The sequence below is a fragment of the Methanobrevibacter ruminantium genome (genome assembly GCF_016294135.1).
Lineage (GTDB): Archaea > Methanobacteriota > Methanobacteria > Methanobacteriales > Methanobacteriaceae > Methanobrevibacter > Methanobrevibacter ruminantium_A.
This window is the reverse complement of the sequence record NZ_JAEDCO010000024.1, coordinates 1-26,557: the sequence shown is the minus strand read 5'-3', so window position 1 is coordinate 26,557 and position 26,557 is coordinate 1. Positions and strand designations below refer to the sequence as shown.

The window sequence follows — 26,557 nt, the reverse complement described above, 5'->3', positions numbered from 1 at the left end:
CCTGCACCAATCACATCTGCATTGTAAATAGAGTTATTTGCAATCAAGGTGTCATTACCACCATAAATACCATAGTCTCCACCGATACCGTTATTCTCATCAAGACCATTTATGTCATAAATCCGGTTTCCTATGATATAGTTATGAGCATAGCTGGAATGGATTCCACGGTACATGCGTATAATGGTATTGTTCTCTATGTGGTTATAGTTTCCAGTTATATAAACACCGTAAGACCAGAATGAAGGAGTTTCAGAAGTTGCCCTAATGGTATTGTTTGCTATGATGTTGTTGCTTGATGTGGAAGTACCATAACAAAGGTATACCCCATAGGAATTTTCAACTGTGATGTCATTGTTAACAATTGAATTCCCATGTGCATCCCTTAAGCTAATACCAGAATGCTGCCAACTGCTGTTGTCTCCAGAATTCTCTTCATCATGATTGACTTCTGATGAGCCTATTGCTGTGTTTACAGGAACAACTGTCTTGATAATGTTATTTTCTACAATACAGTTATAGGTGAAGCCATCAAGGGAAATAGGATAGCCGTTATGTCCTGTAGTGAAAATATCATTATTGAAAATCCTTATGTTTTTAGATCCAATTACCCAAACTGCAGATATGTCTGGAAGGTCTGATTCAATTTTCAAGTTGGAAACGATTGCATCATATGCAAAATTCTCATTTGATACATTATAGTAGTATATTGGAGAATTCTTCAATCTTGCATTGTTTTCTGTACTTGTAATTGTCAAAGGAATATTTATTATAAATTTCTTATTAGAAAAATTACCGGACAAATTAATAGTGTCATTAACTTTCACTAATGAATTGATTAAATTACCATCAGAATCAAAATAACTTGAATAATTTGCTTCGGTTATGGTGTGGACTGTTTTTTCACCATCTCCAAGATTAGATCCAGACTGTGGATTTTCATTTGATCTTTCTTCGTTGGAATTATCTGCATTGGATATGATATCATCATCAATTGCATCAGAAAGGGAATTAGATTCAGAAGTTTCTAAAGCCCCAAGATTATCAAGTTCCGGGACATTGGAAAGTGGACTGGATTCCAAGCCATCTGATAAATTATAATCCAAATCATCGATATTTGATGCGCAAGCAGTGTTTAATCCGATTAAAAGAAAAACCATAACGAACAGTAAACTAAAACCGATTATTCTTTTACTTCTCATCAAACACCTCCAGCAATTTTCTTTTTTTCAACAACTATTTTCATATGACTAAAACCTAGATAAAAGTTTTTAAACTAAGTTAGAGTCAATCTTTCATAAATATTTTTCAATTAAAGTTTCTTTATAAAATATAAAATATATTTGAAAATATATTTAATACATTATTAATTTATTATTGTTAATATTTATAAATATATCCCATTTAGTAATGAAAATATAAAAACAAAAAAGCAGTTCAAAAGTGGAAATGAAAGATTGGAAAGCAAAGCAATCGTTTTTGATAATATTAAAAAAATAGCATTATATAACACTGTTATATAAGTGTTCAATAAAAAATAGCAGGGCCTAGATTTGAACTAGGGCTCTCGGGGTTATGAGCCCCGCGGGATCACCAGACTACCCCACCCTGCTAAACGAATACAAAAGGATAAGTTCCTTTAACATTATAATATTAGACACCATCATATATAAATATTTGCATAAGAAAGGGAAAGAGCCCCCCTATCATAAATAGCAATAAATATAGAATAATTAGTCTTTAAAATAAAAAAAAGTAAAAAAAGAATAAAATTTATTCTTTTCCAGCTCCAACTGCAACTTCTTCTGCTTCCTCTAAATCTTTTTCTGCCTCTTCTAAAGCTTTGAGACGTTTATCAAGATCTTCGATTTTAGCATCGGTTGCATTGGTGAACTCACTGAATCTTTTCTCTAAAGCTTCAATGCTGTCACAAGCAGTTGTATACCTTTCTTCTAAGGAGGATAAATCATCAGTGGTTACTAAAGACCAGCTTTCAATCAATTCCTCACTTCTTTCATCCAAGAAGGAATCCAATCTTTTTGAAAATGCATCTGTAGTGTTAGCATAGGATTTATCAATGTCCTTAAAGGTATATTTAATCTTATCACCCATGGATTTCTTCTCTTGAATATCTTCGTCAACAAGATTGCTAACATTATTCTCCTTAGGTGAAAATTTAAGAATTTCCTTAATGTCAATATTTCCATCATTTGCTGTTTTAATGTAATAGTAGACTAAAAACACTATAGCAGCGACTAATATAATGACAGCTAATAATTCAATGATATCCATAATAAAACCTCATTATAAGAATTATTCATTATCTAAAAAACTTAAACAATTAAACTAATAAAATGATAGAAACGGAATTTCTATTTTTTATTAAGTTTTTTCTCTTTCTCTTCAATTTCCTTAAGCATTTTTTCTAATTTTTTAAGTTCGGTTTGAGCTTCAAGACGAGCTAAACGTTCATTGATCTCACTGTGCAAGTATCCCACATTGCTCATGACTTCAGCAGTGGAATCCCTGATTTGTGTGAGTTGTGCTTGTTGTTCTTCAGGCAATTGAATTGGATTTTCCATAATACGTTTGTTTTCTAAATCCTTTTCAACCATAGCTATTTTCTTAAGCTCAATTTCTTTTTCCATTAATTTTAAAGTATTATTGGATTGACTTACCTTTTTCCATTGGCTTACAACAATGATTACAACAACAGCCAATATAATTACTAAAATAAGCATAAAGATTTGATCTGGAATAAGTTCAGCAGCCATATTTTTTCCTCCATAAATCATAATAAATCATATTTTAAAAAATCATTAAACCCGATTAACAATAAAAATTATTCAAATATAAATTAAAGATATTTAAATAAGAATAAGTATATTATATAATTAAGAGTATATAAAAATTTTTATATAAATGTTTAAAAATTTAATATACGATAAATATTTATTATGATTAACTAATGCTAAAAATTAAAAAATATTATTAAAAAAAATATTAAAAAATATAATTAAAAAAAATTTAAAAAATTTAAATAAAAAATATACTTAAAACCAAAGTGATAATATGGTTGATGAAATTAAATCTTATGAAGAAGCTGGAAAAATCGTATCAAAAGTAAGATCAGATGCTTCAAAAATGATTCAAAACGGTCTGCCGATTCTTGAACTTGTGGAATTCGTGGAAAGTGAAATACTCAAGTCTGGTGCAGGGATTGCATTTCCTTGCAACGTTTCAATAAACGAAATCACTGCACATTACACCTCACCTGCAGGAGACACCAACAAAATGGTTACAGGAGATTTGGTAAAGCTCGACCTTGGAGCTGAAGTCAATGGTTATATTGCAGATTCCGCTGTGACAATTATGGTTCCAGGAGACAATCTCGAAGAACTCTTTGACGAGGAAACATTAGAGCTCAACCAAAGAATCATTGATGCCTCAGCAGCAGGACTTGAAGCTGCAATCAGCACTGTAAGGGCAGGAGTAAAGGTCTGTGATGTTGGAAGAGCAGTTGAAGAAGCGATTGGAGAATATAATCTTAATCCTGTAAGAAACCTTACAGGCCATAGCCTTGAACACTGGAACTTGCATGCAGGAATTTCAGTGCCGAACTATGACAATAATGATCCAACAATTCTTGAAGAGGGACAAGCTGTAGCAATCGAACCTTTTGCAACAAATGGCGAAGGTATCGTAAATGACTGCCCTATGGCATATATCTTTTCATTTTTACAGTCAAAACCATTTAGGATGAAAAATACTCAAAGGATGCTTCAATATATTGAAAAGAATTATCGTTACTTGCCATTTAGTGGACGCTGGCTTACAGAAAACTTCAATGAACATAGAGTGAACTCAGGCCTTAAGCAATTAGGGGATGCTATGGCAATATATCCATATGCTGCACTTAAGGAAAGAACAGGTGCATGGGTATCACAAAAAGAGCATACTTTGATTGTTGAAAGTGATGGTTGCAATATTACCACACTTTAAATTTCTTTTTTTTAATTATTTTTTTATTAAATTTTAATGTCTTTTTTCATTTATAAAAATAGTATAATAAATAATATTTAAAATAATCTCTTTTTAAAAATAGTTATCAATTTTAAAAATTAGACAAAAATAGAATCAACAAATGATTTTAAAAAAATAAAAAAAAGATCTAGGATTTGAGCATAAGCTCAAACACTAGATAAATAAACAAACTTATTTTATTTTAATTTTACCAGTCTTTTTAACTGCTTTGTATTGAGTGTCACCTGCAAATTTAACTGTGTACTTAAAGGTTCCTTTTTTAGTTAATTTAACTTTGAAGGTTGCTTTACCTTTTGAGTTAGTTTTTACAGTGTATTTTTTCTTATTAACAGTTAAGGTAATTTTCTTCTTAGCGATAGCTTTACCTTTAGAGTTCTTAAGAGTAATTACAACTTTTTTGGTTTTTGCAGTACGTTTGAAAGTCTTAGTAGGAGCAGTTATTTTGGTTTTCTCCTTGTTAAGTTTTACTTTAGCTGAAACAGTTGATGCAGCGTAAACACTGTCCCCTGCAAACTTAATGGTTACAGTATAGGTTTTTGCAGCAGTTAAAGCTAATTTAACAGTTGCAACACCTTTAGCGTTGGTATTTGCAGTGTAAGTTTTACCGTTTACAGTAAAAGTAACTTTCTTGTTAGCAAGGATATTGCCTTTTGCATCTTTCAAGGTTGCAGTGAAAGATTTGGTTTTTGCAGTAGCAAGGTAAGTTTTTGCGGATGCAGTGGTTTTAGTTGCAATCTTATTAATGGTAATTTTTGCACTAGCATCTGATCCTCTGTAGTCATCATCACCTAAGTAGAAAACTTCTACATTGTAGGTTCCACCTTTATTGAGAGCAAATGGTAATAAAGCAACACCTTTAGCATCAGTGGTTAATTCATACATTTGATTGTTGAATACTACTTTTACAACTTGATTTGCTAATGGCATTCCACCAGCAGTTCTTAAAGTAATTTCATAACTACCGTTTCCACTAGAAGCTGCGGTGACAGTGATATTATTTGCTTCAATAGCAGTGTCTGATCTAAGTGGAGTTTTTTCAGAGACATCATTACCTGAGGTTTTTACATCAGTATTTCCTTCTCCAACTAAAATACCTGCATTTGCAGTTCCTAAACTATCTGAAACAGTTATTGTAGTGTAATTTCCACCATCAATGGAGATAGTGTTATCTTCAATAATTGCTCCAGTTTGATTATTAATACCAACACCTACTGCACCAACACCTACAACATCAATCTCGTTTGCACGAATTATTAAATCACTACCTGAAGTAGTTGCAGTAATACCATAAGCCATATTATCTGAACCAACAGTAATGTGGTTATTTGCAATTGCTGCATTAAATAAATAGTTGGTACCAATACCATAAGCAGGGCCATCACAAGTAGCAGTAATATCGTTTCCATCAATTATTACATCATTACAATTGGATACGAAAATACCTTCAGTCATTTTTCCGCCAGTACCGGTAACGAAAAATTCGTTTTCAAAGATCATGATATTGTTGTGTTTATTTTCAAGGCTATACTCCTGCCAAATGTCTATACCATAAACATATTTACTACCTGTGATATTGATATGGTTGTTGTTTATAGAAATGTTATTACATCCGTTAGTTCCAGAATTAATAGCAATACCATATACAGTTTGAGTAGTACTTGGAACAATAATTTTATTATTAGTTATTTCTACATTATTGACTTCTTCAAGAGTAATAGCACCATCTTTAAGTTCAGGATATTCAATTGTTAAACCATCAATTACAGTACCATCAGCACCTGCAACAAGTTTGATTTTACTGTTTACTAATTTTTTACCAGGGATTCCCTTAATAGTTAATCCAGTGTCAATAACGAAATTTTTATTGGTTAAATCACCTAATAAAAGAGCATCTCCGGCACTTATAGGAGCATCATCTTTAATGGTTCCATCATCATTGAAGTAAGTGGAATAAGTATTATCATCAATTATGTAACTTGATTGTTCGGTATTATCTTCAATAACTGGCTTTAATTGTTCATCTTCTACATTAGTGTAATTAATTTTATCAACAGTAGTGTAGATTTCATTGTCTTTTACAATGTTATTTGAATTAGGATCAACATTGTTTATAAAAATTGCAGCACTATGATTACCTAAATAATTACTACAATAAGCATTATTTTCAACATCAGGATTAGCGAAGACAGTTACAGTGTTACCACTAATTTCAACATCAGGAGTGTAGGTTGCAATACCATGAGCTCCTTTTGCAGAATTAACTGTTACATCATTATCTGCAATAACAAAGTTTCTTGAACCTTCGAATGCTTTTGCACTTATTACACTAATACCATTAGCCATATCATTAGAATCTAAATATACTGTATTTTTTCTAATGGTTACATTATATGGAGCAGTGACTCCATCTCCTAACCAATTACTTGAATCAGCAAGAGCAATACCATAATTTGCAGCATCGTTCTCAGTTTTAACATAAATATTATTATTTTCTACTATTGAATTAGTTAGGGTATCTAAATAGATAGCTTCACCCATACCGGTAGCAGAAGTTGTATGCATATTAACAGTATTGTCAGATATGACTAAATTTTTAGCATTAGCACTGCCTGGAACATAACCTGGACCATATATGGATACATCAATACCATAATTATATGTAGCTGCAGTTTCCATATTTATTACATTATTAGTTACTGCTATGTCTTCAGAATGTCCATATATTACAATAGCCATTGGAGAACCTGAATAAATACTATCATAAGTTAAATTCAAGTTATTGTTATCAACAGTTATGTCTTTAGATTCATCATTTACAACAATTCCATCTTTATTGATGTTTACAATTACTAAATCTTTAACGATTACTCCACTTACACTACCTGCACCATCACCAATGATTATTGTGGAATTAGTTAAAGAATCACCTTCAACACCGGTGACATTAATATTAGAACCTATTAGGATTTTAATAACCTTATTAGTTAAATTACCTAACTTTAAAGCATAATTTCCTTCAGGGTTTAATAAATCAGTAGCAGTACCATCATCATTGAAATATTTAGAATAAGTTTCATCGTCAAGATCATAACTATTTGTACCTTCACCGATAACAGCACCGCCATCATCATTTACAATCTCATCTGCAGTATCTGCAGTACTTAAATCATCGGCAGAGTCTGTAACGTCGACAGATTCCTGAATGTCACCATCTGTGACAGCGACAATTCCAGCATCGTCTACAGACTCTGCACTTACAGCCCCAATAGCTAATATTGAAACCAATAAAATAGCTAAAACGACTGTGAATTTACTAAGCTTCATAATATAAAACCTCTTCATAAATTCGTAATACATATAATAATTTTCTAAAAATTCTTTTACAAAATAATCAAAATACTTGATAAATTTTGATTATTAATATATATCTATATAATTATTAAAAAGGTTTTCTATTATAATTTATAAAATATAAAATATATTTGAAATAAAAATTAAAAAAAATTAAAAATAGATATTAGTTTAAAAATTATAAAGATAAAATAATAAGAAAATAAAGAAATTAAAAAGAAGAACAAAGAAAATTTAAAAAAGAAATAATCTAATAAAACTATTTTATTTTAAGTTTAGCCTTTTTAGTGGTCTTTAAATAAGTGCCGTCTCCAGCAAACTTAACTGTGAATTTATAAGTTTTCTTCTTGGATACCTTAACTTTCACAGTTGCGACACCTTTCTTATTTGTTTTTGCTGTGTATTTCTTGCCGTTTACAACGAAAGTCAATTTCTTTTTGACAATTGCCTTACCACTTTTTGTCTTCAATGTGGCAGTTAATTTTTTAATCTTTTTAGACTTCTTATAAGATTTGTTTTTAACAATCAATTTTGTAGAGACCTTCTTTACATAAAGTTTGAGGCTTTTACTGATAGGACTGTAAACATTATCTCCTGCAAACTTAACTGTCACTGTATAAGTTTTAGCCACTTTGACATTTACTTTAACCTTAGCAACTCCCTTTGAATTTGTGTAAGCAGTATAAGTTTTGCCGCTTATGATGAAACTGATCTTTCTATTTTTAATCAGTTTTCCATTGATATCCTTAAATGTTGCTGTCAAATACTTATTGACATTAACATAGTAAGACTTGTTTAGAGCGCTTAAGCTTGCCTTTTGCTTGTTGACAGTTACTTTTCCTGGTGCAAATGATGCACTATAATCATTATCACCTAAGAAACTGACTAAAAGATTGAAAATTCCATAACTATTTATATTGACTGGAAGTTTAACCTTTCCATTTGAATCTGTGGTTAAGTTATAAATCGCATTATTGTAAGAAATGTAAATGAATTTATTGGACAATCTATTTGCATTTTCATCCATTAATTCCACTTCAAAATACCCTAACCTGTTTCCATAAATATCCTTATCTAAAGCATTGCAAATCAAATTGACAGGTAGAATAAAAGTTTTTAATCCATTATTGAAATTGATCTCATTGGAGGAATCATTGGATAGGTAATATCTGACCTGATTCATATTTTCAATTAGATTATTATTTTCAAGATTAATATTATTTAAAGACTCAAATAATGGCCTTTCTGCAATGGCTTTTACAAGATAAATAGAAGATTCTTCAACATCATCATTGTTTTTTAGGAAAGTGTTGTTTATGATATTGGCAATTGGAATATCAAGGGCTGTTGGATTTGTGGAATTTTTCATTAATGATAGAATGAATAAGTCATTATTGTCCAATATTACAGTCATGTTAATCAAATCAACTGTATTTTTGCCGGATATGACAAATAAAGGATTATCACTTGATACCAATTGATTGGAACTGGAATCAATATTATCCAACAATATTCCACCAACTATGCCAATTGACTTATTTACAATTATGGAATCTTTGATTGAATAAAGACCATTACCTAAATAAATGATTTCTCCTTCTTTTGCACTGTCAATTGCATTTTGGATATCCTTTGTAGGATTGTTGGAATGACTAATGATTACTAAAGCATTGTTTTCATATATTGTATTGTCTGCAATATTGGAATTTGACACTTTATTAAAATAAAGTCCAAATGCAGTGTCTCCACTTACAGCAATATCATTGGAATTGATTTTTGGATTTTTGCTATTTACTAGATTGATTCCATAAATTAGCCCATCTTCACGATTATTTGTTATGGAAATATTATTATTCAAAACAGTTAAAGCATCTGTAATGTCTTCATAATTGTTTAATCCTTCATTAAGGGCAGAAATAGCTGAAATGGAATTTAAATCAGCATTTAGATTAAAAACATTACTCAATAATCTTATATTTCCAGCGCTTTCATCTGCACCTATAATCTTAATGGAGGATAAACTTGCATCCCCTGAAATATCGGAAACATCAAAACGATTATTTTCTATGATTAAATTGCTTACTCCATCTTTGATTATAATAAATGAAAAGTCTTTTTTAAGACAATTATTCTCCAATTTAAACCTTAAATCAGATATATTGGTGTTTGTTGCCATATCTTCAAGAATTATAGTGGAATTAGTTATTACAGAATCCTTATATGATGAAATGATTAATGGAATATCAATCCTAATGGTTTTATTTGTTAAATTTCCAATCTTTAAAGTGTCTCCAATAGCTATGTCAAAATCATCATGGAAAGTTCCTGCGGAATTGAAAATTGAATTGTAATTTTCATCACTTACTATATAAACAGTGATTTTTAAGATTGAATCATTTAGTGACTCTATATCCATATCTGCTAATGTTCTAATGATATTTTCACCATATAAAATATAACTTCCATTATCATTTAAAATGGCAGGATTATATTCATTGATAATAATGAAATTATCCACCATGTTAATCTTTGAATTATTCAATACTAATGCATAATTTAGAGAATCGACAGTAATTCTGTTATTTATAAAACTAATGTTTTCAACATTATCAAAAATGAATCCATTGATATCTTTTTCAATGATTACGGAAATATTTTCAATTTTAAGGTTTGAAGAACCTATAACGAAAGGAATATCCATTATTTGAGCATCTTCGCCTAAAATGGATATGCTTTGACCTATTGTAATTGAATCAACTGCCAAATTATCAAAAGTTCCTTTAAATAAAATATAATCGATGCCTTTAAGATTTTTCAAGACACCTTGATTGTCAAAAGGAACGAAGAATGTGTCATTAGTTATTACTATTGAATTGTTAAATGCAGATATATTTGACTTAGATTCAATTTCTGCAAAGTTAATTGCTGCATTTTTAAAATCAAAAATTTGATTATTCACTAAATAGATATGGTCTGGAATTTTAGTTTTTGACAGCATTTTAATTAAAATAGCAGTCCCGTCTGGAGTGTGAATTGCATTATTAGAAACTGTTACATTAGTCATATTCCCTCTAATGTACATTCCATTTCCTGAAGCCATATTGATGAAATTATCATGAACTAAAGTATTTGAAGCTGAAATTGAAAACTCAAAAGCATGCTCTCCAGTTATATTCTCAATTACATTACCAATTGCAGTACAATTTACAGTAACATAAATTGCAGATCCAGTTATCTTGCTGTCATGAATGGTATTGTTTATGATAGTGTTGTCATATGATGCATGGATTCCATACTCTCCACCATCAGTACCATTGTTTCCTTCATAATAACTTCCTGCAAGATTATAAATGTTATTGCCAATGATTTCATTAAAGCTTCCTTCTGAATCAACTCCCCTATACATCAGGTAGATTGTATTGTTTATTGCCTTATTGTAATCTCCCATGATATGGACACCATAAGCCCATGCTGAAGGGTTAGGAAGGCCAGTCTCTTCGCTGATTGCAGAAGATCTGATTGTATTGTTATAGATGTTATTGTAATTGGATTTTTCCCAACCATAAGTTGTTAGATATATTCCATTTGAATCCTTTATAGTAACATCATTGTTATAAATGTTGTTGTAGTGAGACTCTCCAAGCAAGATTCCTGCACGTTTCCATGACATATTCATATATCCAGTGAATGTTGTTTCGAAGATATTGTCATGTATGTTGCAATAGGTGGAGCCTACCAAAAGGGTTGGATTACTGTTTGCTCCTGTTGAATAGGAATTACAGTTAAAAATGTTTATATGGCTTGAACGAACGACATAAACAGATGGATGCTTTTCAATATCGACAGTAAACCTTAAATTGGAAACATTTGAGTACATTGAAGAGTTAACGTCCAAATATTGGACTACACAATTATTAAGATAAGCATTACTTGAACTGCTTGTTATTGAACAAGGAATTGTAAATGTGAAATTCACCTTATTGAAATTTCCGGATAAATCCATAATGTCTCCAGACTTGACAATAGTTGTATCCACAAAACCATTTTTGAAATATTTTGAATAATTGGAAGGAGTAACCTTATGTACATTTCCAATAGATCCTGCAGATAAGACATTATTTTGAGAGTTGTCATTATTTATCGCATCAAGAACAGCCAGATTATCCTCTTCATTTTCATTAGATGCTTGGTAAAAATTAGAACCTTCTGATTGATCTGATATTTCTTCATTTGAAGAGACCTCTTCAATAGGCATTTCCTGAATGCCAATATCATCAATAGAAGATTGGATATTATCATTATCAACCTCTGAAGCACTTACAGCAGAAATGCTTAAAATTATTAGAATAATTGATAATATACAAAACTTACTTAATCTTTTCATAATTTCACCAAATAATCTAAATATTAATTTAATTTTTAACAAATAAAATTTATTATTATGTTTAAGATTTTTATTTTATTATATATTAATTATTTGATTAGATTGGAAAATGTTGATTATAAAAATAGAAAATATGAAAGATAGTAAAAAATAGTTAATAAATAGATAATAAAAATAGTTAAAAATAATACGAACAAATAAAAAATTCGTAAAAAAAAAGTAAAAAGAAAAAAGAAAAAATTTGTATCAAAATTGAGATAATTTTGATCAAACTTTTTCTAAAAGTCTGGAAGAGTTTAGAAAGGACTTGGAAGTCCCATGTTGACTCTTCTTTCGATTTCTTTTTGACCTTTGTCTTTCTTACCGTTAGCTAATTTTTCGAGTAATCCTAAACCAGGTTTTACATCATCCATTGGTTTGGTTTCGATTACACCAGCTTCAACAGCTGCGGTAAAGATGTCTGCTCCGTTGTCAGTTCTGGTGAATACAGTGGACCAGCCATCTGGGGAACCTACAGAACCGGTTGATACATCAGCTAATTCTGCAACATAGTCGAGACAGATGTTACATCCAGCTTGTTCGTATCCATGGGTTTCTTTTAATGCAAGTCCAGATTCTTTTTCAGGATCGGTAATCCAGAATTTTCCTTTACCAATGTCCATTTTGTTAACATTGTCTAAGGAAGAGCTCATTTTACCTTCTACGAAGGTTTTTAAGGAATCTCTTGGGAAGTTTTCCATACAGAAAATACCGATGATTAATGCGAGTTTATCTGCTACAAATCTGGTAGCAAATGGGTAGGATTGCATTTTTCTGAGTCCCATAATTTGACAAGGGGTTCCTACAGTTCCGATTTTTTCAAGACCGTATTGCCTTACAGCTTCTTTGAGTCTGATTGCGTTTGGAGAGAAGGTGTATTTGGTACCTGCTGCTGCAATGATTTCTTCTGGAGTCATTGCAATAGTTGGTTCAGGTTTCCATGCGTCTTCAGTATCTCCAGCAACAATAGCTCCTTCAATGATGTTTTCTTCTAAAGCGTAGCATAATAATGCGCTTACGATTCCACCATCTTGTGCGACTTTTTGGATTGCTTTGTCAGTAGCTCTTGCAGATACTACTTCTTTATATGTACCGAATGCCATTTTACTTCCTCCTATAATCCTAAGTCTTTTTTAATTTGTTCAGCAGGGAACCAGGTTCTTGGACAGTGAGTAGTACATGCACCACATTTAATACATCTGTTCTTATTGTGGGATGGTCTACCTTCTACCATTTCAAGAGCTCTGGTTGGACATGCTAATACACAAGTTCCACAACCACAACATAATGCTTTGCTTACAACATTGGTTTGTAAGTCACAACCACATGCTAAGTTGCATGCTGCCATGTCTAACATAGGTTGTAAGTAATCCATGTCACCGTTAATTAATGCAACAACTACTTTTGCAATAATTTCAGGGGATGCTGGGCATCCTGGAATAGCACAATCTACTTTAATTAAGTCAGAAATTGGTACAAATGATTCATGTTTTGGTTGAGCTAATTGTCCACCACGTGCGTAACGGGTGAAACAACCAGTCATAGCACAAGATCCAAATGCGCAAACTAATCCTGATTTTTCTCTTACTTCCATAAGTTCTTTTACACTGTGTTCATCTTGTAAACAGACAGACCCTTCGACTAATGCTAAATCCATTTCAGGCATTTCCCATAAATCTACTAAAGTTGTTCCGTAAACAATGTCCACCATATCAGTGAGTAAGGTTGAGAGAATGTCATAGTTTTCAGTTAATGACATACCGTCTCCAGTACAACCACTCATGTGAATATATCCTATTTTTGGTTTGTCAGCCACTTTTTCAACCTCCTGTGTTGAAGATTCTTTACTTATTTGCTCAGATGATTCTGCTTGTTTTTTAGCCTCTTCTTCAGCTGCAGCATCAGCTGCTTTCTTTGCCTCTTCAGCAGGCTTTGATTGAGCTTCTACTTCACTTTTAATTTCTTGTTTTAATTTAGCTTTTGCTTCATCATCTTCTGCGTCCGGTTTAGCTTCAAGGCCTAAAAATTTTCTTAATTTATTTTTTAATCCATCAAGCATTGCTAAACCCCTTTAAAGTTCATTTAATATCATTTCAATAGCTTTTGGAATAGCCGCCTCCACTGGCTCTGTTAAGCCCATATCAACATCTGGTGCAGTGATTTCTGCCGGTTTACATCCTACAATGACTACCTCAATGCCCATATCCACTAGATCGTGAAGTGGTTCTTCTACAGGCCAAGTATGAGCGTTCTCATATTTGCCTTTAGGCATGTCATAAGGTGAAAAAATCTTAAGGGTTCCTGGTTCCGCATTCCATTCAACCACGTCAACTACAATAACTTTTTTCCAATTATCATCAGGCATGGAAAAAATGAAATGAGTCGCCCCGGTTCCTGCATCAATGAACTGAGTGTCTTGCGGCATTTTAATATCATTTTCTTTAAAATAATCTTCTAAAGCATGAATAACCATTGGACCGAAACCGTCATCTTTAAACAATACGTTTCCACATCCAACAACTAATCTTCCTGCATCATAAGGCATGATATTCCTCTCTATTAAAATCTATAAAATTAAATTCTCACCATTTCGTTTTTAACAACTGATCCATCTTCGTCATCAACTACCATTACGTGAGTTGCACAAGATAAACATGGGTCGTAAGCTCTGATTACGTGAGGTCCCCATTCGTGATGGAATCCTTCAGTTGCAGGACCCATAGTTGGGATGTTCCAAGTAGTTGGTACTAATGCACTGTAGAAAGCGGTTTTTCCGTCTTTTACTTGTGCCATGTGAATATCAGTTCCTCTAGGAGCTTCTACTACACCGATACCTAATTTGTTGGTTCCTCTTGGGTCGAAATCTGCGAGGGTATTAGCAGCAGTGTCTAATTCATCTAAGATAGCAATAGCTCTGGAAAGGTAAGTTTTCATTTCACGAGCTCTAGCTAAGTGTTGAGCTACAACACCTTTTTCTTTGTAGCCTTGGAATTTATCTAATCTTGCTCTAGGACCAGTTTCTACATTTAAACCATCGTATAATGGTACAGTAGTACATGCTCTTTTACCGATTTCTGGGTCATCATACCATAATTCTGGTACAATTTCAGTGAATCTGTCAAGATCGAAGAATTCTCTTTTACCGTAAATAACATCACTTGCAAATACAGGAGCAGTAATAGCACCTAATCCTTCAGGAATGTCCTTTTCAAGGATTAAGTTAGTCATCAATTCAACGTGGTTGTCTACTACTGGTACTAATGCTTTGAGTCTGGTGTATAATTTTTTACGTGCAAGTTCAGATAAGTTTCTTGCCATACCACCGATTCTTACGTCAGATGGGTGGATACCTTCACCAGCTACCATATCTACAACATATTGTGCGTTTTTCCTAATTGTTCCAACACTGTCTACTGCAGTCTTGAAAAGATCTTCAGGCACGAAGTCAGGTGCAACTAAGAAATGGTGAATTGCGTGACTGTTTAAGTTGGAAGCGGAGATTGTTAATTCTCTTAACAATGCTGCTGCTTTTGGAATTTCAATGCCTAAAGAGTCATCCATTGCTTCAACGGATGCCATTGTGTGAGGAATTGGGCATACCCCACAGATTCTTTGACAAAGAACTGGTGCAGTCTCAGGTGCTTTACCTGTAACCATTTTCTCTAAGCCTCTGACAGGTGTGATACTGAAGTATCTACCTTTGGTAACGATCCCTTCATCGTCAATTTCCATGACTAATTCCGCATGACCTTCTTGACGAGATGTTGGGGATATAACTATTTTATCGCTCAAATGTGTCACCTCTTATTTTATTTAAAATTTTAAAAGTTAGAAACTAACATTATTAATATATAATACTAAAGTAATATAAATTAAACTTTTAAAATCAAAAAGAAACACTTAAATAGTTTTATTTATTAGGTTCACCTAAATTTAGACAAAAAATCAAAAATTCGTTAAAAATTCTTGAAAAGTCAAAAAAATAAGTCCATAGGCACGATATAAAATCAATTAATTAGGTTAAGCTAAAAAATAAAAATGATTAATCATGACAAATACATGATGATAAATTTTTTTAGTTTTTTATGAATTTTCTTATAAAATGTATTACTTTTTAAGAAAAAATGAATTAGAAATTTTGCATGAAAAAACAAGATTTATCATTTAAAAAATCATGCAAAAAATTAAATTTTTAATAGATTTTTTAATAGAGATTTTAATAGAGATTTTTATAGGGATTTTTATAGAAATTTTTAAAAAAAATCAATGAATAATCTTATGAAAAATTCAATGATAGACCTTTAAAAAATATGATAAAATAGAAAAATTTTTTAGGAAAGATATATTTAAGATAATATACAATAATAATATACAATTGTTTAATTTTTTTTAAATTCAATTTAAAAAACCAATTAATTCAAATTTATAAAAATATTCTTCTAATTGAAGGAGGTGAAAGAATGGACAATTCAAATATAATCATATCCGTAATTATTGTATTATGTATCGCAGCAGGAGTAACTGCATATGGAATAAGCGAAGGAGATAATGCAGTATTCAATGATTTGACTGGATTCTCCCCAGACAGTTCAAGTTCTCAAGATAATAGAATTGGCAATTTGTTTGGAGATAATTCCGGTGATGGAACTGGGTCAGATGTTTCCAACGGAGGAAGTTCAGGTTCCAGTGGAAGCAGTGGAGGAACACATTCTAACGGAGGCAGCAACTCTGGCTCAGGATCTGGATCCGGCTCAGGTTCAGGATCTGGAGGCAATTCTGGAGGCTCCGGAGGGCAAGGCCAAAGCAAAATAAGTGCTGCCCAAGCTAAATCAGTTGCTTCCAGTTTTATCGGAGAAGCAGGAGCATATGTAAGCAACGTTAAGGATGACGGAACTCAATACATCTGCTATATTTCAGATGCAAACGGAACTGTTGTAGATGCAATTGCAATCAGTTACTCTGGTGAAAACTTAGGAAAAGTATAAACTTTTATTTTGAGGAATAATCTTTATGTTTATTCCTTACCTTTTAACTTTTCAATTGCTTTTTTTTAAAGAACTTAGTATTATAAACCTTTTTTAAGTGAAATCAATGAAAATGAATAAATTTATAATATATTGATACTAAAATATACTACATTATCAATTTAAAAATAATTGATGAAGTGATTTAACAAATATTACATTCATAGAAATTTATAAAAAATATTGCAAATCTTTTTTAAGATATTCTAAAAGAGGTGGAAATATGGACAATTCAAGCATTATTATTTCTGTTGTTATCGTATTGTGTATCGCTGCGGGAGTAACTGCATATGGATTAACAAATGATAGCAATAGTGTATTCAATGACCTTTCAGGTTTTACACCTGATGACCAAGGAAATACAGGAATAGGAAATAATTCTACTGGCCTTGATGGAAACGGAACTGGAACTGGTGACAATACCGGTTCAAGCAGTGTAACCAGCAGCTCTTCAAGCAGCAGCTCAAGCTCAAGTTCTTCTGGCAAACATAATGTAAGCCCTGAAAAAGCTAAAAAGATTGCTGAAGCTCAAGGATGGGAAGGTTCCTGGTGTTACAGTGTTAAATACAATTCTCATGGTTATTACACTTGCCTTTTAAAAGATGCTAAAGGTCGTACTGGTTATGTGCTTGTTGGATCTGGTACTGGAACTGTTTTAGAAGGTGCTTGGAGTGATGAAGTTGTACCTGAAAAAGGTAACAACACTGACTCAAGCGATGGTTCAGATAATGAGACCAACAGCCAATAAGTGATTAAAAAATTAAGCTTAACAAAAATTAAACAGTATTGAACAAACAAGAATAAATGCTAAAAAATTGAATTACCAATTAATTTATTTTTTAGTTTTTATTTTCTTTTTTTATTTCATTTATTCAATTTGTTTTCATAAATTATTTTTATTAATAATACAGTTTAATCAATTTAAACTTATTAGAATTTTTAATTTAAAAAAAGACTATTCTTTACGATAGTTTTATATATCATAATAAACATATTATTAAATGTTGTATATAGGGCCCGTAGCCTAGCTGGACAGGGCGTCGGACTTCTAATCCGAAGGTCCCGGGTTCAAATCCCGGCGGGTCCGCTCTATTACTATTTTTACTATTTTTTATTATAATTACAAAAGAAGACTACTTAAGATATCTTAAGCAGTTTAAGAAATGATATAGGCTTGTAGCCCAGTTTGGATAAGGCGTTAGACTCCTAATCTAAAGACCGCGGGTTCAAATCCCGCCAAGCCTGCTTTTAAAAACAATCGAAGCTACTAATTTTACCATCTTGTTTTAAAAAGAGCATTTAAAAATAATCTAAAGTTACTATTTTTTCAGCCTTTCCCTGTTTCTTAAAGTCCTCATTGAAAGATATTTCACCATATTTGCCTCCGCCACCAGGAACAACATTTAATGTCTTATTCCTGAATCCTTCTATTCCAAGAGCTACCTTATCGTCCATTTTTGAAATATCCTCTAAAGGAGTGTTTATTAAAACATCAATTTCAGGACCATATGCATCAATCAATTTCTGCCAAACCCCTTGAACGGTTTTGGTTGTAATCCCCTTATCATAGATCATGCTGATTATTTCAGCAAGAGGCATCAGATGAACATAAGGAGGCCTATGGCTTGGATGATGAGGCTCTTTGTAATCTGCGATTTCACTTATTCTAAAGTCCACTCCCTTCTTGATTCTGCCTCCACAGGAACATTTCATTCCATTGGATTTGGCAATTTCAGGGTCTATGATCTTATAGCATTTTGTGCATGCAGTCATATGATACTTTCCCAAATTGGGAAGAAGGCCATAATTTGCCTTAACGGTCTTGTGCTTCAGCGCCTTTTGAAGTGATGTATATGAAATGTCTTCCATCCCTATTTGATTGAATTCCCTTCCTAATCTGTGAGGCCATGGTGAATGGGCATCAGAATTGGTCAAGAATACAAAATCAGCGAGTTCCTTTACAGTATCAGCCATATCTGTATCTGCAGACAACCCTAATTCAACGAAATCAGGTGCCTTTTCATAACAGTCATAAATGCTGTCATAAGTCTTATACATTCCTGTCCAGGGAGTGAATGAATGAGCTGGACCGATCATGCAATCATACTCTTTCACGAGCTCAAAGAGTTCAGCGCCGCTTAAAGGGCTTCTTGGCCTTCCATCGATATACTTGTTTGGAGAGACCAGCTTTTCTGAAAGCTCACGAGCAACTTCAATATTCGGCAAAATGATTACATGGTGGATCTTGTGTTGAGCTTCAACCTCAGTTGTCAATATGAAATCACAATCATTATGGGAGTAAATCCCATCTCCATCATATTCTGTGCTTTCAGCCACAATATCAAGCCATTTAGGATGAAAAGCATCTCCAGTTCCAACTAGGTCCAATCCCTTTTCACGGGATTTTGGAGCTATATTGTTAATAACCATATCCTTTGAAGTAGCTGCTGAGAAGCAACTGTGAGTATGTAAATCTGCATTAACCAACATATAATTATGATTTTGATTTTTTAATATAAATAATTTTTAACAAGAATAAAATAATAAATATTTGGAAACAAATATTTAATAAAGTAAAAGAAATTCATAAATTTACTCTATAACTTATCTTAGAAATTTAAAAGTGATTGAGGTATGAGTGAAAAACGTTGCCCGTGGGCTGAAGATGTAGAAGAAATATATGGGAAGTATCATGATGAGGAATGGGGAGTTCCAACTTACGATGACAGGGAACTCTTTGAAATGCTTGTTCTTGAATCATTTCAGGCAGGACTTGCATGGATTACAATATTGAAGAAACGTGAAAACTTCAAGGAGGCCTTTGACAATTTTGATGTTGAAAAGGTAGCCTCATACGATGCGAAGAAGATAGAAGAGCTAAGAAACAATGCAGGGATAATCAGACATAAGGGAAAGATAACTGCTGCAATCAACAATGCAAAGATCTTTATTGAGATACAAAAGGAATATGGCTCTTTCTCGGAATACATCTGGCACTTTACAGGCAATGAAATATTGATTGATACTGAAGAAAACTATTTGACCAACTCTCCTCTCTCAGATGAAATAGCTAAGGACTTGAAGAAAAGGGGAATGAAATTTGTTGGAACCACAATAATATACTCCTACTTGGAGTCAATTGGAGTAATAAATAATCATATTCATGAATGCTTTAGATACGAGGAATTGAAATGAAAACACGAGACTTATTGGAAGAAATAAAGGAAAACATTAAGGATTTTGATATTGCCCCATTTGAGGAAAGAGCAAGGGATGAAAACACTGATCAGACATCCAGACTACATGCCAATTTCCATATTCAAAACTATAATGAGATTATGGAATTGAATATTGATGAGAATGATGAGAGCAATATAGAAATCGATGAAAAATTGGTAAATGACATTAAAGATGAATTGGGCAGATTCTTTGAAGGATACTCTCCTGAAAGTGAAGAAGAATTTAAAAGATTCATAACCTATACTTGCATTTACTTAAGTTTGATCGCAAAAAGGCCATTACATCCAATTGGAATAGATATGCACAATGGAAAAACAGTATTTGGTGAAGAAAAAGATGGTGAAACAGTATACTATTGCGACATAAAAGAAGAGCAATCAAAGATTGCTAAAGATTATTACACTTGCCAATACTGTGTTTGCAAACCAAGTTAATAAAATAAAAAAATATAAAAAAAGAAACTAGAAAGAGAGGATACTCCAACTAGTGAAAAAGTTTTGGTCAATGTTTTTGAGCCGCAGGCTCAAAAAGCCGACTATAATTGGATTACATTCGGTTGGACTTCATCATTGTCCTTTCCTTCATATAGGATTTCAGCTAATTTCAATAATTTTTCTTGACCTTTAACCTCATCCTTGAATAAAGGAACTTCTGCAACGACTTGATCTGAGAACTTTTGATCAATGAGTGCGAGACGTTTTTGCTGCAACATGTATCTTGAATGACAGAAGTCACAATCTGAAATGTCCGGCATGACTTGATTTACAATGATGCTGTCAGTTGTAATGTCATATTTATTCAATGCTTCAATAGCTCTTTCTGATTCATAAATGGACATTTCCTCTGGAATTACGACCATCTTAAATGTGGTTCTATCAGGGTCAGATAATACTGCCTTAGCTTCATCGATTTGCTTTTTAGTCTCTTCCAATTCCTTGCTGGACTGCAAGTCATCTGCTGCATCCATAAATGGAATGATATTCTTCAATGCATTTGCTGCACTACCTAATTTTGCTTTGGCTTTCATTAATTTCCCCACCCAAGAGTCCATGATTTCAGGGAATGAAAGCAATCTCAATGTGTGGCCTGTTGGCGCAGTGTCAAATACTACAACATCATACTCATTGGAAGTCATCACAGACAAGAACACTTCAAATGCAGCTGCCTCATCAGCACCTGGAGAAGCGGAAGCCAAATCCATTTGCTCACCTAAAAAGTCAAGGCCCATCAATTGGTCAGGGCTTGCTACAGACTTTTGACTTTCCAAAGCTCTTTGCTTTTCTTCCATAGCTTTGTCTGGGTCGATTTCAACTGCATAGAGGTTTTCATTGATTTTAACAGGGTAATGTCCAATGCTTACCTCAAGTGAATCGGATAATGAATGAGCAGGATCGGTTGATACAATTAATGTTTTCTTTCCTTGATTTGCTAACCACAATGCAGTAGCTGAAGAGATTGAAGTTTTTCCAACTCCACCTTTTCCACCTACAAAAATGAATGTGGTTTCTCCTTGCTTGAATTTAAATAAATCTTTAAATGCCATATAATCCCTCCATAGGATTTAGTTAAATTATCTAAAAAGTTTTAGTAACAATAAGTTATTTTATTCTTCTTACATATAAAGTTTATCTTTTTTAAAAAAATTCCCTTAAAATAAAAAGGATTACACAAAACAAAAAACTAATTTTTTAATTAATTTCAATAATTTAATGAATATTTAATGGATATTTAATGAAAATTTTATATTTAATAAAAATAATAAATATAAATTAATATGATTTATTAATTATTTAATTAATTTATATGCTTATTAATTTGAATATAATTTTTAAATTATAATTTATGATTATCAAATTATCAAAATAAAAATGGTGATTTAGTGACTAATAACGAAATTGAAAAGAAATGGCAAAAAATCTGGAGAGAGAAAAAGCTATTTCAATCAGACCCTAATGAAAAGGAAAAATTATTCATAACAGTGGCTTATCCATACCCAAGTGGGGCTATGCATATCGGTCACGGTAGAACATATACCGTACCTGATGTATTTGCAAGATTCAAAAGGATGGAAGGCTACAATGTATTATTCCCTATGGCATGGCACGTAACCGGTGCACCTGTTATAGGTATTGCAGACAGAATCAAAAGGAAAGACCCATGGACCCTTGACTTATACGAAAGAGTTCACAAGGTTCCTCATGACACCATTCCAAAATTGGAAGACCCAATTAACATTGTAAAATATTTCAGTAACGAATACCATACCGTAATGGATGATATGGGATATTCCATCGACTGGAGAAGGGAATTCAGAACTATCGATCCAACTTATCAGAAATTCATTACATGGCAAGCTAAAAAGCTTAAGTCCTTAGGTTTAATAAAGCAAGGGGAACACCCTGTAAAATACTGTCCTCACGATGAGAACCCTGTAGGGGACCACGACTTGCTTGAAGGGGAAGGTGTAGGAGTAAACGAATTGACATTAATTAAGTTTGAAGTTGAACCTGGGCAATACATCGTACCTGCAACTTTCAGACCTGAAACCATCTTCGCTGCAACCAACGTATGGTTAAACCCAGAAGTTCACTACATTGAAGTTGAAGTGAAATCCGGAGCATGCGAAGGGGAAAAATGGATCATAAGTAATGAAGCTTTCCTTAACCTTTCCAATCAGCAGGACTTAGAGATCATTGGAGACATTGACCCTAAACCATTAATCGGAAAATATGTTAAAAACCCACTTAATGGTGAACCATTACCAATCTTCCCTGCAAGCTTTGTAGACCCTGAATACGGTTCAGGAACAGTATTCTCCGTACCTGCTCACGCACCTGCAGACTATATCGCACTTAGAGACTTGAAAGAAAATGAAGACTTGATCAAAGAGTTTGATATAGCTGATGAGGTTGCTAAAGCAAATCCTATCAATGTTGTAACCGTAAAAGGATATGGGGAATTCCCAGCTGTGGAAGTAGTTGAAAGAATGGGAATCGAAAACCAAAACGATCCTAAAGTGCAAGATGCAACTGATGAATTGTACAAGGCAGAGCACAGCAAAGGATACATAAGCGACCATATTGAAAAATATGCAGGAAAAAGAGTTGCATATATCAGGGATGAAATCAAGGCCGACATGATTGAGGAAGGCAGTGCAGACATCATGTACGACTTTGCAGAAAGACCTGTAATCTGCAGATGCGGTAACAAATGTGTTGTCAAGATTATGGATGACCAATGGTTCATCAGATATGGTGATGAGGAATGGACTGAAAAGACCCAAAAGTTACTTGCTCAAGAAACAATCATTCCTGGAGAAATCCGCTCCAACTTTGAATACTACCTTAACTGGCTAGATGATTGGGCATGTTCCAGAAGAGTAGGTCTTGGAACCAGAGTTCCATGGGATGACCAATGGTTAATCGAGCCTTTATCAGACTCCACTATGTATATGTCCTACTATTCAATAGCTAAATACCTTAAGGACATGAATCCTGAAGACTTGAATGAAGCGTTCTTTGAAAAGGTCTTCTTAGGAGTTGACAGTGATGAAATCACTGTTGCACCTGAAATCATCGATGAAATTCAAGCTGAATTCAATTACTGGTACCCATTGGATTGGAGATTATCTGCAAAAGACCTTGTTGGTAACCACTTAAGTTTCTTGATGTTTACACATGCAGCAATTTATCCTGAAGAGAAATGGCCAAAAGGAACTGTTGTATTCGGTATGGGACTTCTTGAAGGAAACAAGATGTCCTCCTCAAAAGGTAATGTAATTCTCCTTGCAGATGCAATTGAGGAATACAGTGCAGATGTAGTAAGACTCTTCCTCATGGCATCAGCTGAACCATGGCAAGACTTCGATTGGAGAGAAAAAGAAGTTAGAGGAACCCAAAGAAGACTCGAATGGTTTAGAGAATTTGCACAAAAAGTGGAAGACATTAAAGGTGAAAAATTAGACCTTTCCAATATTGAGGAAGTAGCTCTCGAACGCAGCATTGACAAATGGATGATTAGCCAATTGAATGTACATATCAAAGCTGCAACAGAAGCGCTTGAAGTTTTCCAAACCAGACAAGCATTGCAACATGCATTGTTCTTGCTTAAAAAAGACTTAGACCACTACATGTACAGAGTCAAAGACCTTGTAGACAAGCAAGACCCCGCTGTAATATATGTATTGTCTACTGTATTAAGCAATTGGATCAGATTACTTGCTCCATTTACTCCACACACCTCTGAAGAGCTTTGGAGTAAATTCGGTGGTGAAGGATTCGTTTCCTTTGCTAAATGGCCTGAATATGATGAAGCGCTCATCAGCGAAGAGATTGAAAGATCCGAATCCCTTGTCCAAAACATTGTTAAAGATATCAATGAAATCAAAAACATTGTGGACACCAATCCGGAAAAAATACACCTTTACTTAGCTCCGGATTGGAAATGGGAATTATATAAAATAGCTGATGAAGTCGGTAAACCTGACATCGGCCAAATAATGGGTAGAGCAATTGGTCAAAACATCTATGATAACAAAAAGGAAATAGCTAATGTTGCTAAGAAAATATCAAAAGAAATGACCAAAACAAGATACATCGGTAAGATTGATGAAGCAACCATCTTAAATGACGCAAAAGACTTCATTGAAACTGAAGTTGAATCAGAAGTAATCATTCATACTGATGACAGCTACGACCCACAAAACAAGGCAAGAAATGCAATGCCTTATAAACCCGCTATTTTCATGGAATAGCTCCAAGCTTTTGACCTTCGGTCAAAACCTTGACCAAAACTTTTTGAGTGCTGTTAAAACATGACAAATAGTTAAAAATAGATAAAAAATAAATTAATAAAAATAAGTAATTAATAGCTATTTTAAATAGCTATTCTTCTTTTCTTTTTTAAAAAAAAATAATAAATTATATACGCTATCAATCTTTTTTTACTGTTTTTACAACAATACAGAATCAATAGCTTCTTTACAGATTCTTAAAGATTCATCGAGCTCTTCTTTTGTAATTACCAAAGGCGGATTGAAGTACATTACATTACCTAAAGGCCTAAGCATCAATCCTTGTTTCAATGCTTCCCTATAGATTTTATAGCCTATCCTTTCTGATGAATCAAATCCTTTTTTAGACTTCTTGTCCTCAACGAGTTCGATTGCATTGATGAGTCCCATCTGTCTGATTTCACCTACATTCGGATGACCATCAAATATTTCATGGAAACGATTGTTAAGCCAAATTGCCTTTTCATTAGCCTCTTCAAGAATATTGTCTCTTTCTATAATCTTTAATGTAGCATTGGCAACACTTGCAGCAAGTGGATTTCCAGCATAAGTGTGACTATGCATGAAAGCAACATTATCAGAATAATCTCCGTAAAATCCATTATAAATTTCATCGGTACTTACACAAACTGCCATTGCCATATAACCGTTTGTAAGCCCTTTGGAAATGCACATTATATCTGGACTTATTCCTGCATGGTCCACTGCAAACATCTTGCCTGTTCTTCCAAAACCGGTAGCTATCTCATCTGCAATCAAGAGCACATCATACAAGTCACAAAGTTCCCTAAGTTTTTTAAGATATAATGGAGGATAAATCTTCATTCCTGCACTGCCTTGAATCAATGGCTCGATTATCATAGCACAGGTTTCATGACCAAACTCTGCAAACACCTTCTCCGCATTCTCAAAACATTCACAATCACAACTATCCCTATGCTTATTGTATGGACATCTGTAACAATCCGGTGCCTGAACCTTGATTGTATCTATCATGATTGGCTCAAATACCTTAGAATATTCATCCAATGCACCAACAGACAATGCACCTAAAGTTTCTCCATGATAAGCATCAGTAAAGCACATGAAACGTTTCTTATGATCCTTTCCATTCTGTGCACAATATTGAAAAGCCATTTTGAGAGCACATTCTATGGATGCTGAACCATTGTCAACAAAACTGAACTTGTTAAGTCCCTCTGGCATTACCTTGATTAAACGCTCTGACAATTCAATAATTGTTTTGTGTGAAAAGTTAGCAAAAAGAACATGATCCAACTTATCCACTTGACTTTTGAGAGTATCACTAACCTCATCATTGCAGTGTCCAAGCAAATTGCACCACCAGGAGCTGATAATGTCTATATACTCCTTGCCATCTACATCATATAGCTTAACACCTTTTCCATGGTCAATTATTATTGGCGGAAAATCTTCGTAGTCTTTCATCTGAGAAGCAGGATGCCAAATATGAGCCAAATCCTTTTTTGCACATTTTTCACTTTCATTCATATTAAAACCTTATATTTGATAATAATTTTTCTAAAAATAGTTTTTAAAATTTAATTCTAAACTCTATTATAAGATTAGACTTTATATTAAATAAATTTTTAATTTTTTTATCTTGAATAGAAAATATACAATATACAAAATAATTTTCTCATGAAAAGAAAATTAAAAAAA

Annotated in this window: 18 protein-coding genes and 3 tRNA genes; 8 read left to right on the top strand and 13 right to left on the bottom strand. The window is 33.1% G+C overall.

All coding sequences use genetic code 11. From position 1 onward, the window contains the following. From VW161_RS06490 to VW161_RS06475, 4 genes are all read right to left on the bottom strand, one after another. A partial coding sequence (locus tag VW161_RS06490) for a NosD domain-containing protein (protein ID WP_442919868.1) occupies window positions 1-1,202 on the bottom strand: 1,202 nt, incomplete at its 3' end. 336 nt (window positions 1,203-1,538) lie between these two features. Then, window positions 1,539-1,613, bottom strand: a tRNA-Met gene (locus VW161_RS06485). A gap of 160 nt (window positions 1,614-1,773) precedes the next feature. Then, window positions 1,774-2,292, bottom strand: coding sequence for a hypothetical protein (locus VW161_RS06480; protein WP_304089321.1), 519 nt, complete (start codon window positions 2,290-2,292; stop codon window positions 1,774-1,776). An 80-nt stretch (window positions 2,293-2,372) separates the two neighbouring features. Then, complete coding sequence (locus tag VW161_RS06475; protein ID WP_304089319.1) at window positions 2,373-2,774, bottom strand: hypothetical protein; 402 nt, start codon at window positions 2,772-2,774, stop codon at window positions 2,373-2,375. A 298-nt stretch (window positions 2,775-3,072) separates the two neighbouring features. Here VW161_RS06475 and map point away from each other — a divergent pair, with 298 nt between their 5' ends. Next, entirely contained in the window at window positions 3,073-4,002 is a 930-nt protein-coding gene (gene map / locus VW161_RS06470) for a type II methionyl aminopeptidase (RefSeq protein WP_304089317.1), read from the top strand. Window positions 4,003-4,215: 213 nt separating this feature from the next. Here map and VW161_RS06465 read toward each other — a convergent pair whose 3' ends face one another. The 6 genes from VW161_RS06465 to frhA form a co-directional block, all read right to left on the bottom strand. Next, on the bottom strand, window positions 4,216-7,368 hold the full coding sequence (locus tag VW161_RS06465; protein ID WP_325192804.1) for an Ig-like domain-containing protein: 3,153 nt from the start codon (window positions 7,366-7,368) through the stop codon (window positions 4,216-4,218). A 286-nt stretch (window positions 7,369-7,654) separates the two neighbouring features. Beyond that, window positions 7,655-11,779: a right-handed parallel beta-helix repeat-containing protein gene (locus VW161_RS06460; protein WP_304105819.1), complete on the bottom strand. Its 4,125-nt coding sequence runs from the start codon at window positions 11,777-11,779 to the stop codon at window positions 7,655-7,657. 296 nt (window positions 11,780-12,075) lie between these two features. Then, window positions 12,076-12,921: a coenzyme F420 hydrogenase subunit beta gene (gene frhB, locus VW161_RS06455; RefSeq protein WP_304087271.1), complete on the bottom strand. Its 846-nt coding sequence runs from the start codon at window positions 12,919-12,921 to the stop codon at window positions 12,076-12,078. An 11-nt stretch (window positions 12,922-12,932) separates the two neighbouring features. After that, complete coding sequence (gene frhG, locus VW161_RS06450; protein ID WP_304087269.1) at window positions 12,933-13,877, bottom strand: coenzyme F420 hydrogenase subunit gamma; 945 nt, start codon at window positions 13,875-13,877, stop codon at window positions 12,933-12,935. Between the two features lie 12 nt (window positions 13,878-13,889). Next, the gene (gene frhD, locus VW161_RS06445; RefSeq protein WP_304087268.1) at window positions 13,890-14,363 is read right to left on the bottom strand and encodes a coenzyme F420-reducing hydrogenase, FrhD protein; all 474 of its coding nucleotides are present in this window, start codon (window positions 14,361-14,363) and stop codon (window positions 13,890-13,892) included. Between the two features lie 29 nt (window positions 14,364-14,392). Continuing rightward, a complete protein-coding gene (frhA, locus tag VW161_RS06440; protein WP_304087266.1) occupies window positions 14,393-15,610 on the bottom strand; it encodes a coenzyme F420 hydrogenase subunit alpha in 1,218 nt (405 codons plus the stop codon). A 668-nt stretch (window positions 15,611-16,278) separates the two neighbouring features. Between frhA and VW161_RS06435 the strand changes: the two genes are divergently transcribed. From VW161_RS06435 to VW161_RS06420, 4 genes are all read left to right on the top strand, one after another. Continuing rightward, a complete protein-coding gene (locus VW161_RS06435; protein WP_304087264.1) occupies window positions 16,279-16,803 on the top strand; it encodes an endoglucanase in 525 nt (174 codons plus the stop codon). Between the two features lie 262 nt (window positions 16,804-17,065). Continuing rightward, window positions 17,066-17,590, top strand: a complete 525-nt coding sequence (locus VW161_RS06430) for a hypothetical protein (RefSeq protein WP_304093340.1) — start codon at window positions 17,066-17,068, stop codon at window positions 17,588-17,590. Window positions 17,591-17,855: 265 nt separating this feature from the next. Next, window positions 17,856-17,929 (top strand) — tRNA-Arg (locus VW161_RS06425). An 83-nt stretch (window positions 17,930-18,012) separates the two neighbouring features. Next, window positions 18,013-18,087 (top strand) — tRNA-Arg (locus VW161_RS06420). 54 nt (window positions 18,088-18,141) lie between these two features. Here the strand turns inward: VW161_RS06420 and VW161_RS06415 are convergent. Then, on the bottom strand, window positions 18,142-19,332 hold the full coding sequence (locus VW161_RS06415) for a TIGR00375 family protein (RefSeq protein ID WP_325192803.1): 1,191 nt from the start codon (window positions 19,330-19,332) through the stop codon (window positions 18,142-18,144). A gap of 144 nt (window positions 19,333-19,476) precedes the next feature. Here VW161_RS06415 and VW161_RS06410 point away from each other — a divergent pair, with 144 nt between their 5' ends. After that, entirely contained in the window at window positions 19,477-20,037 is a 561-nt protein-coding gene (locus tag VW161_RS06410) for a DNA-3-methyladenine glycosylase I (RefSeq protein ID WP_325192802.1), read from the top strand. Further along, on the top strand, window positions 20,034-20,516 hold the full coding sequence (locus tag VW161_RS06405) for a DUF2115 family protein (protein ID WP_325192801.1): 483 nt from the start codon (window positions 20,034-20,036) through the stop codon (window positions 20,514-20,516). The genes VW161_RS06410 and VW161_RS06405 overlap by 4 nt, the downstream gene beginning before the upstream one ends. Before the next feature lie 101 nt (window positions 20,517-20,617). On the opposite strand, the gene VW161_RS06400 is transcribed toward VW161_RS06405, so the two are convergent. After that, window positions 20,618-21,625: an ArsA family ATPase gene (locus VW161_RS06400; protein WP_325192800.1), complete on the bottom strand. Its 1,008-nt coding sequence runs from the start codon at window positions 21,623-21,625 to the stop codon at window positions 20,618-20,620. Between the two features lie 336 nt (window positions 21,626-21,961). On the opposite strand from VW161_RS06400, the gene leuS reads away from it, so the two are divergent. Then, entirely contained in the window at window positions 21,962-24,835 is a 2,874-nt protein-coding gene (leuS, locus tag VW161_RS06395) for a leucine--tRNA ligase (RefSeq protein ID WP_325192799.1), read from the top strand. Window positions 24,836-25,033: 198 nt separating this feature from the next. Here leuS and bioA read toward each other — a convergent pair whose 3' ends face one another. Then, window positions 25,034-26,386 (bottom strand): adenosylmethionine--8-amino-7-oxononanoate transaminase, encoded by a 1,353-nt coding sequence (bioA, locus tag VW161_RS06390; protein WP_304102658.1) that lies wholly within the window; start codon window positions 26,384-26,386, stop codon window positions 25,034-25,036. Window positions 26,387-26,557: the final 171 nt, after the last annotated feature.

What these genes read in the sequence shown, in the direction of transcription:
- VW161_RS06480 (WP_304089321.1), bottom strand. Translation starts at nt 2,292, where the DNA reads ATGGATATCATTGAATTATTAGCTGTCATTATATTAGTCGCTGCTATA.
- VW161_RS06475 (WP_304089319.1), bottom strand. Translation starts at nt 2,774, where the DNA reads ATGGCTGCTGAACTTATTCCAGATCAAATCTTTATGCTTATTTTAGTA.
- map (WP_304089317.1), top strand. Translation starts at nt 3,073, where the DNA reads ATGGTTGATGAAATTAAATCTTATGAAGAAGCTGGAAAAATCGTATCA.
- VW161_RS06465 (WP_325192804.1), bottom strand. Translation starts at nt 7,368, where the DNA reads ATGAAGCTTAGTAAATTCACAGTCGTTTTAGCTATTTTATTGGTTTCA.
- VW161_RS06460 (WP_304105819.1), bottom strand. Translation starts at nt 11,779, where the DNA reads ATGAAAAGATTAAGTAAGTTTTGTATATTATCAATTATTCTAATAATT.
- frhB (WP_304087271.1), bottom strand. Translation starts at nt 12,921, where the DNA reads ATGGCATTCGGTACATATAAAGAAGTAGTATCTGCAAGAGCTACTGAC.
- frhG (WP_304087269.1), bottom strand. Translation starts at nt 13,877, where the DNA reads ATGCTTGATGGATTAAAAAATAAATTAAGAAAATTTTTAGGCCTTGAA.
- frhD (WP_304087268.1), bottom strand. Translation starts at nt 14,363, where the DNA reads ATGCCTTATGATGCAGGAAGATTAGTTGTTGGATGTGGAAACGTATTG.
- VW161_RS06435 (WP_304087264.1), top strand. Translation starts at nt 16,279, where the DNA reads ATGGACAATTCAAATATAATCATATCCGTAATTATTGTATTATGTATC.
- VW161_RS06430 (WP_304093340.1), top strand. Translation starts at nt 17,066, where the DNA reads ATGGACAATTCAAGCATTATTATTTCTGTTGTTATCGTATTGTGTATC.
- VW161_RS06415 (WP_325192803.1), bottom strand. Translation starts at nt 19,332, where the DNA reads ATGTTGGTTAATGCAGATTTACATACTCACAGTTGCTTCTCAGCAGCT.
- VW161_RS06410 (WP_325192802.1), top strand. Translation starts at nt 19,477, where the DNA reads ATGAGTGAAAAACGTTGCCCGTGGGCTGAAGATGTAGAAGAAATATAT.
- VW161_RS06405 (WP_325192801.1), top strand. Translation starts at nt 20,034, where the DNA reads ATGAAAACACGAGACTTATTGGAAGAAATAAAGGAAAACATTAAGGAT.
- VW161_RS06400 (WP_325192800.1), bottom strand. Translation starts at nt 21,625, where the DNA reads ATGGCATTTAAAGATTTATTTAAATTCAAGCAAGGAGAAACCACATTC.
- bioA (WP_304102658.1), bottom strand. Translation starts at nt 26,386, where the DNA reads ATGAATGAAAGTGAAAAATGTGCAAAAAAGGATTTGGCTCATATTTGG.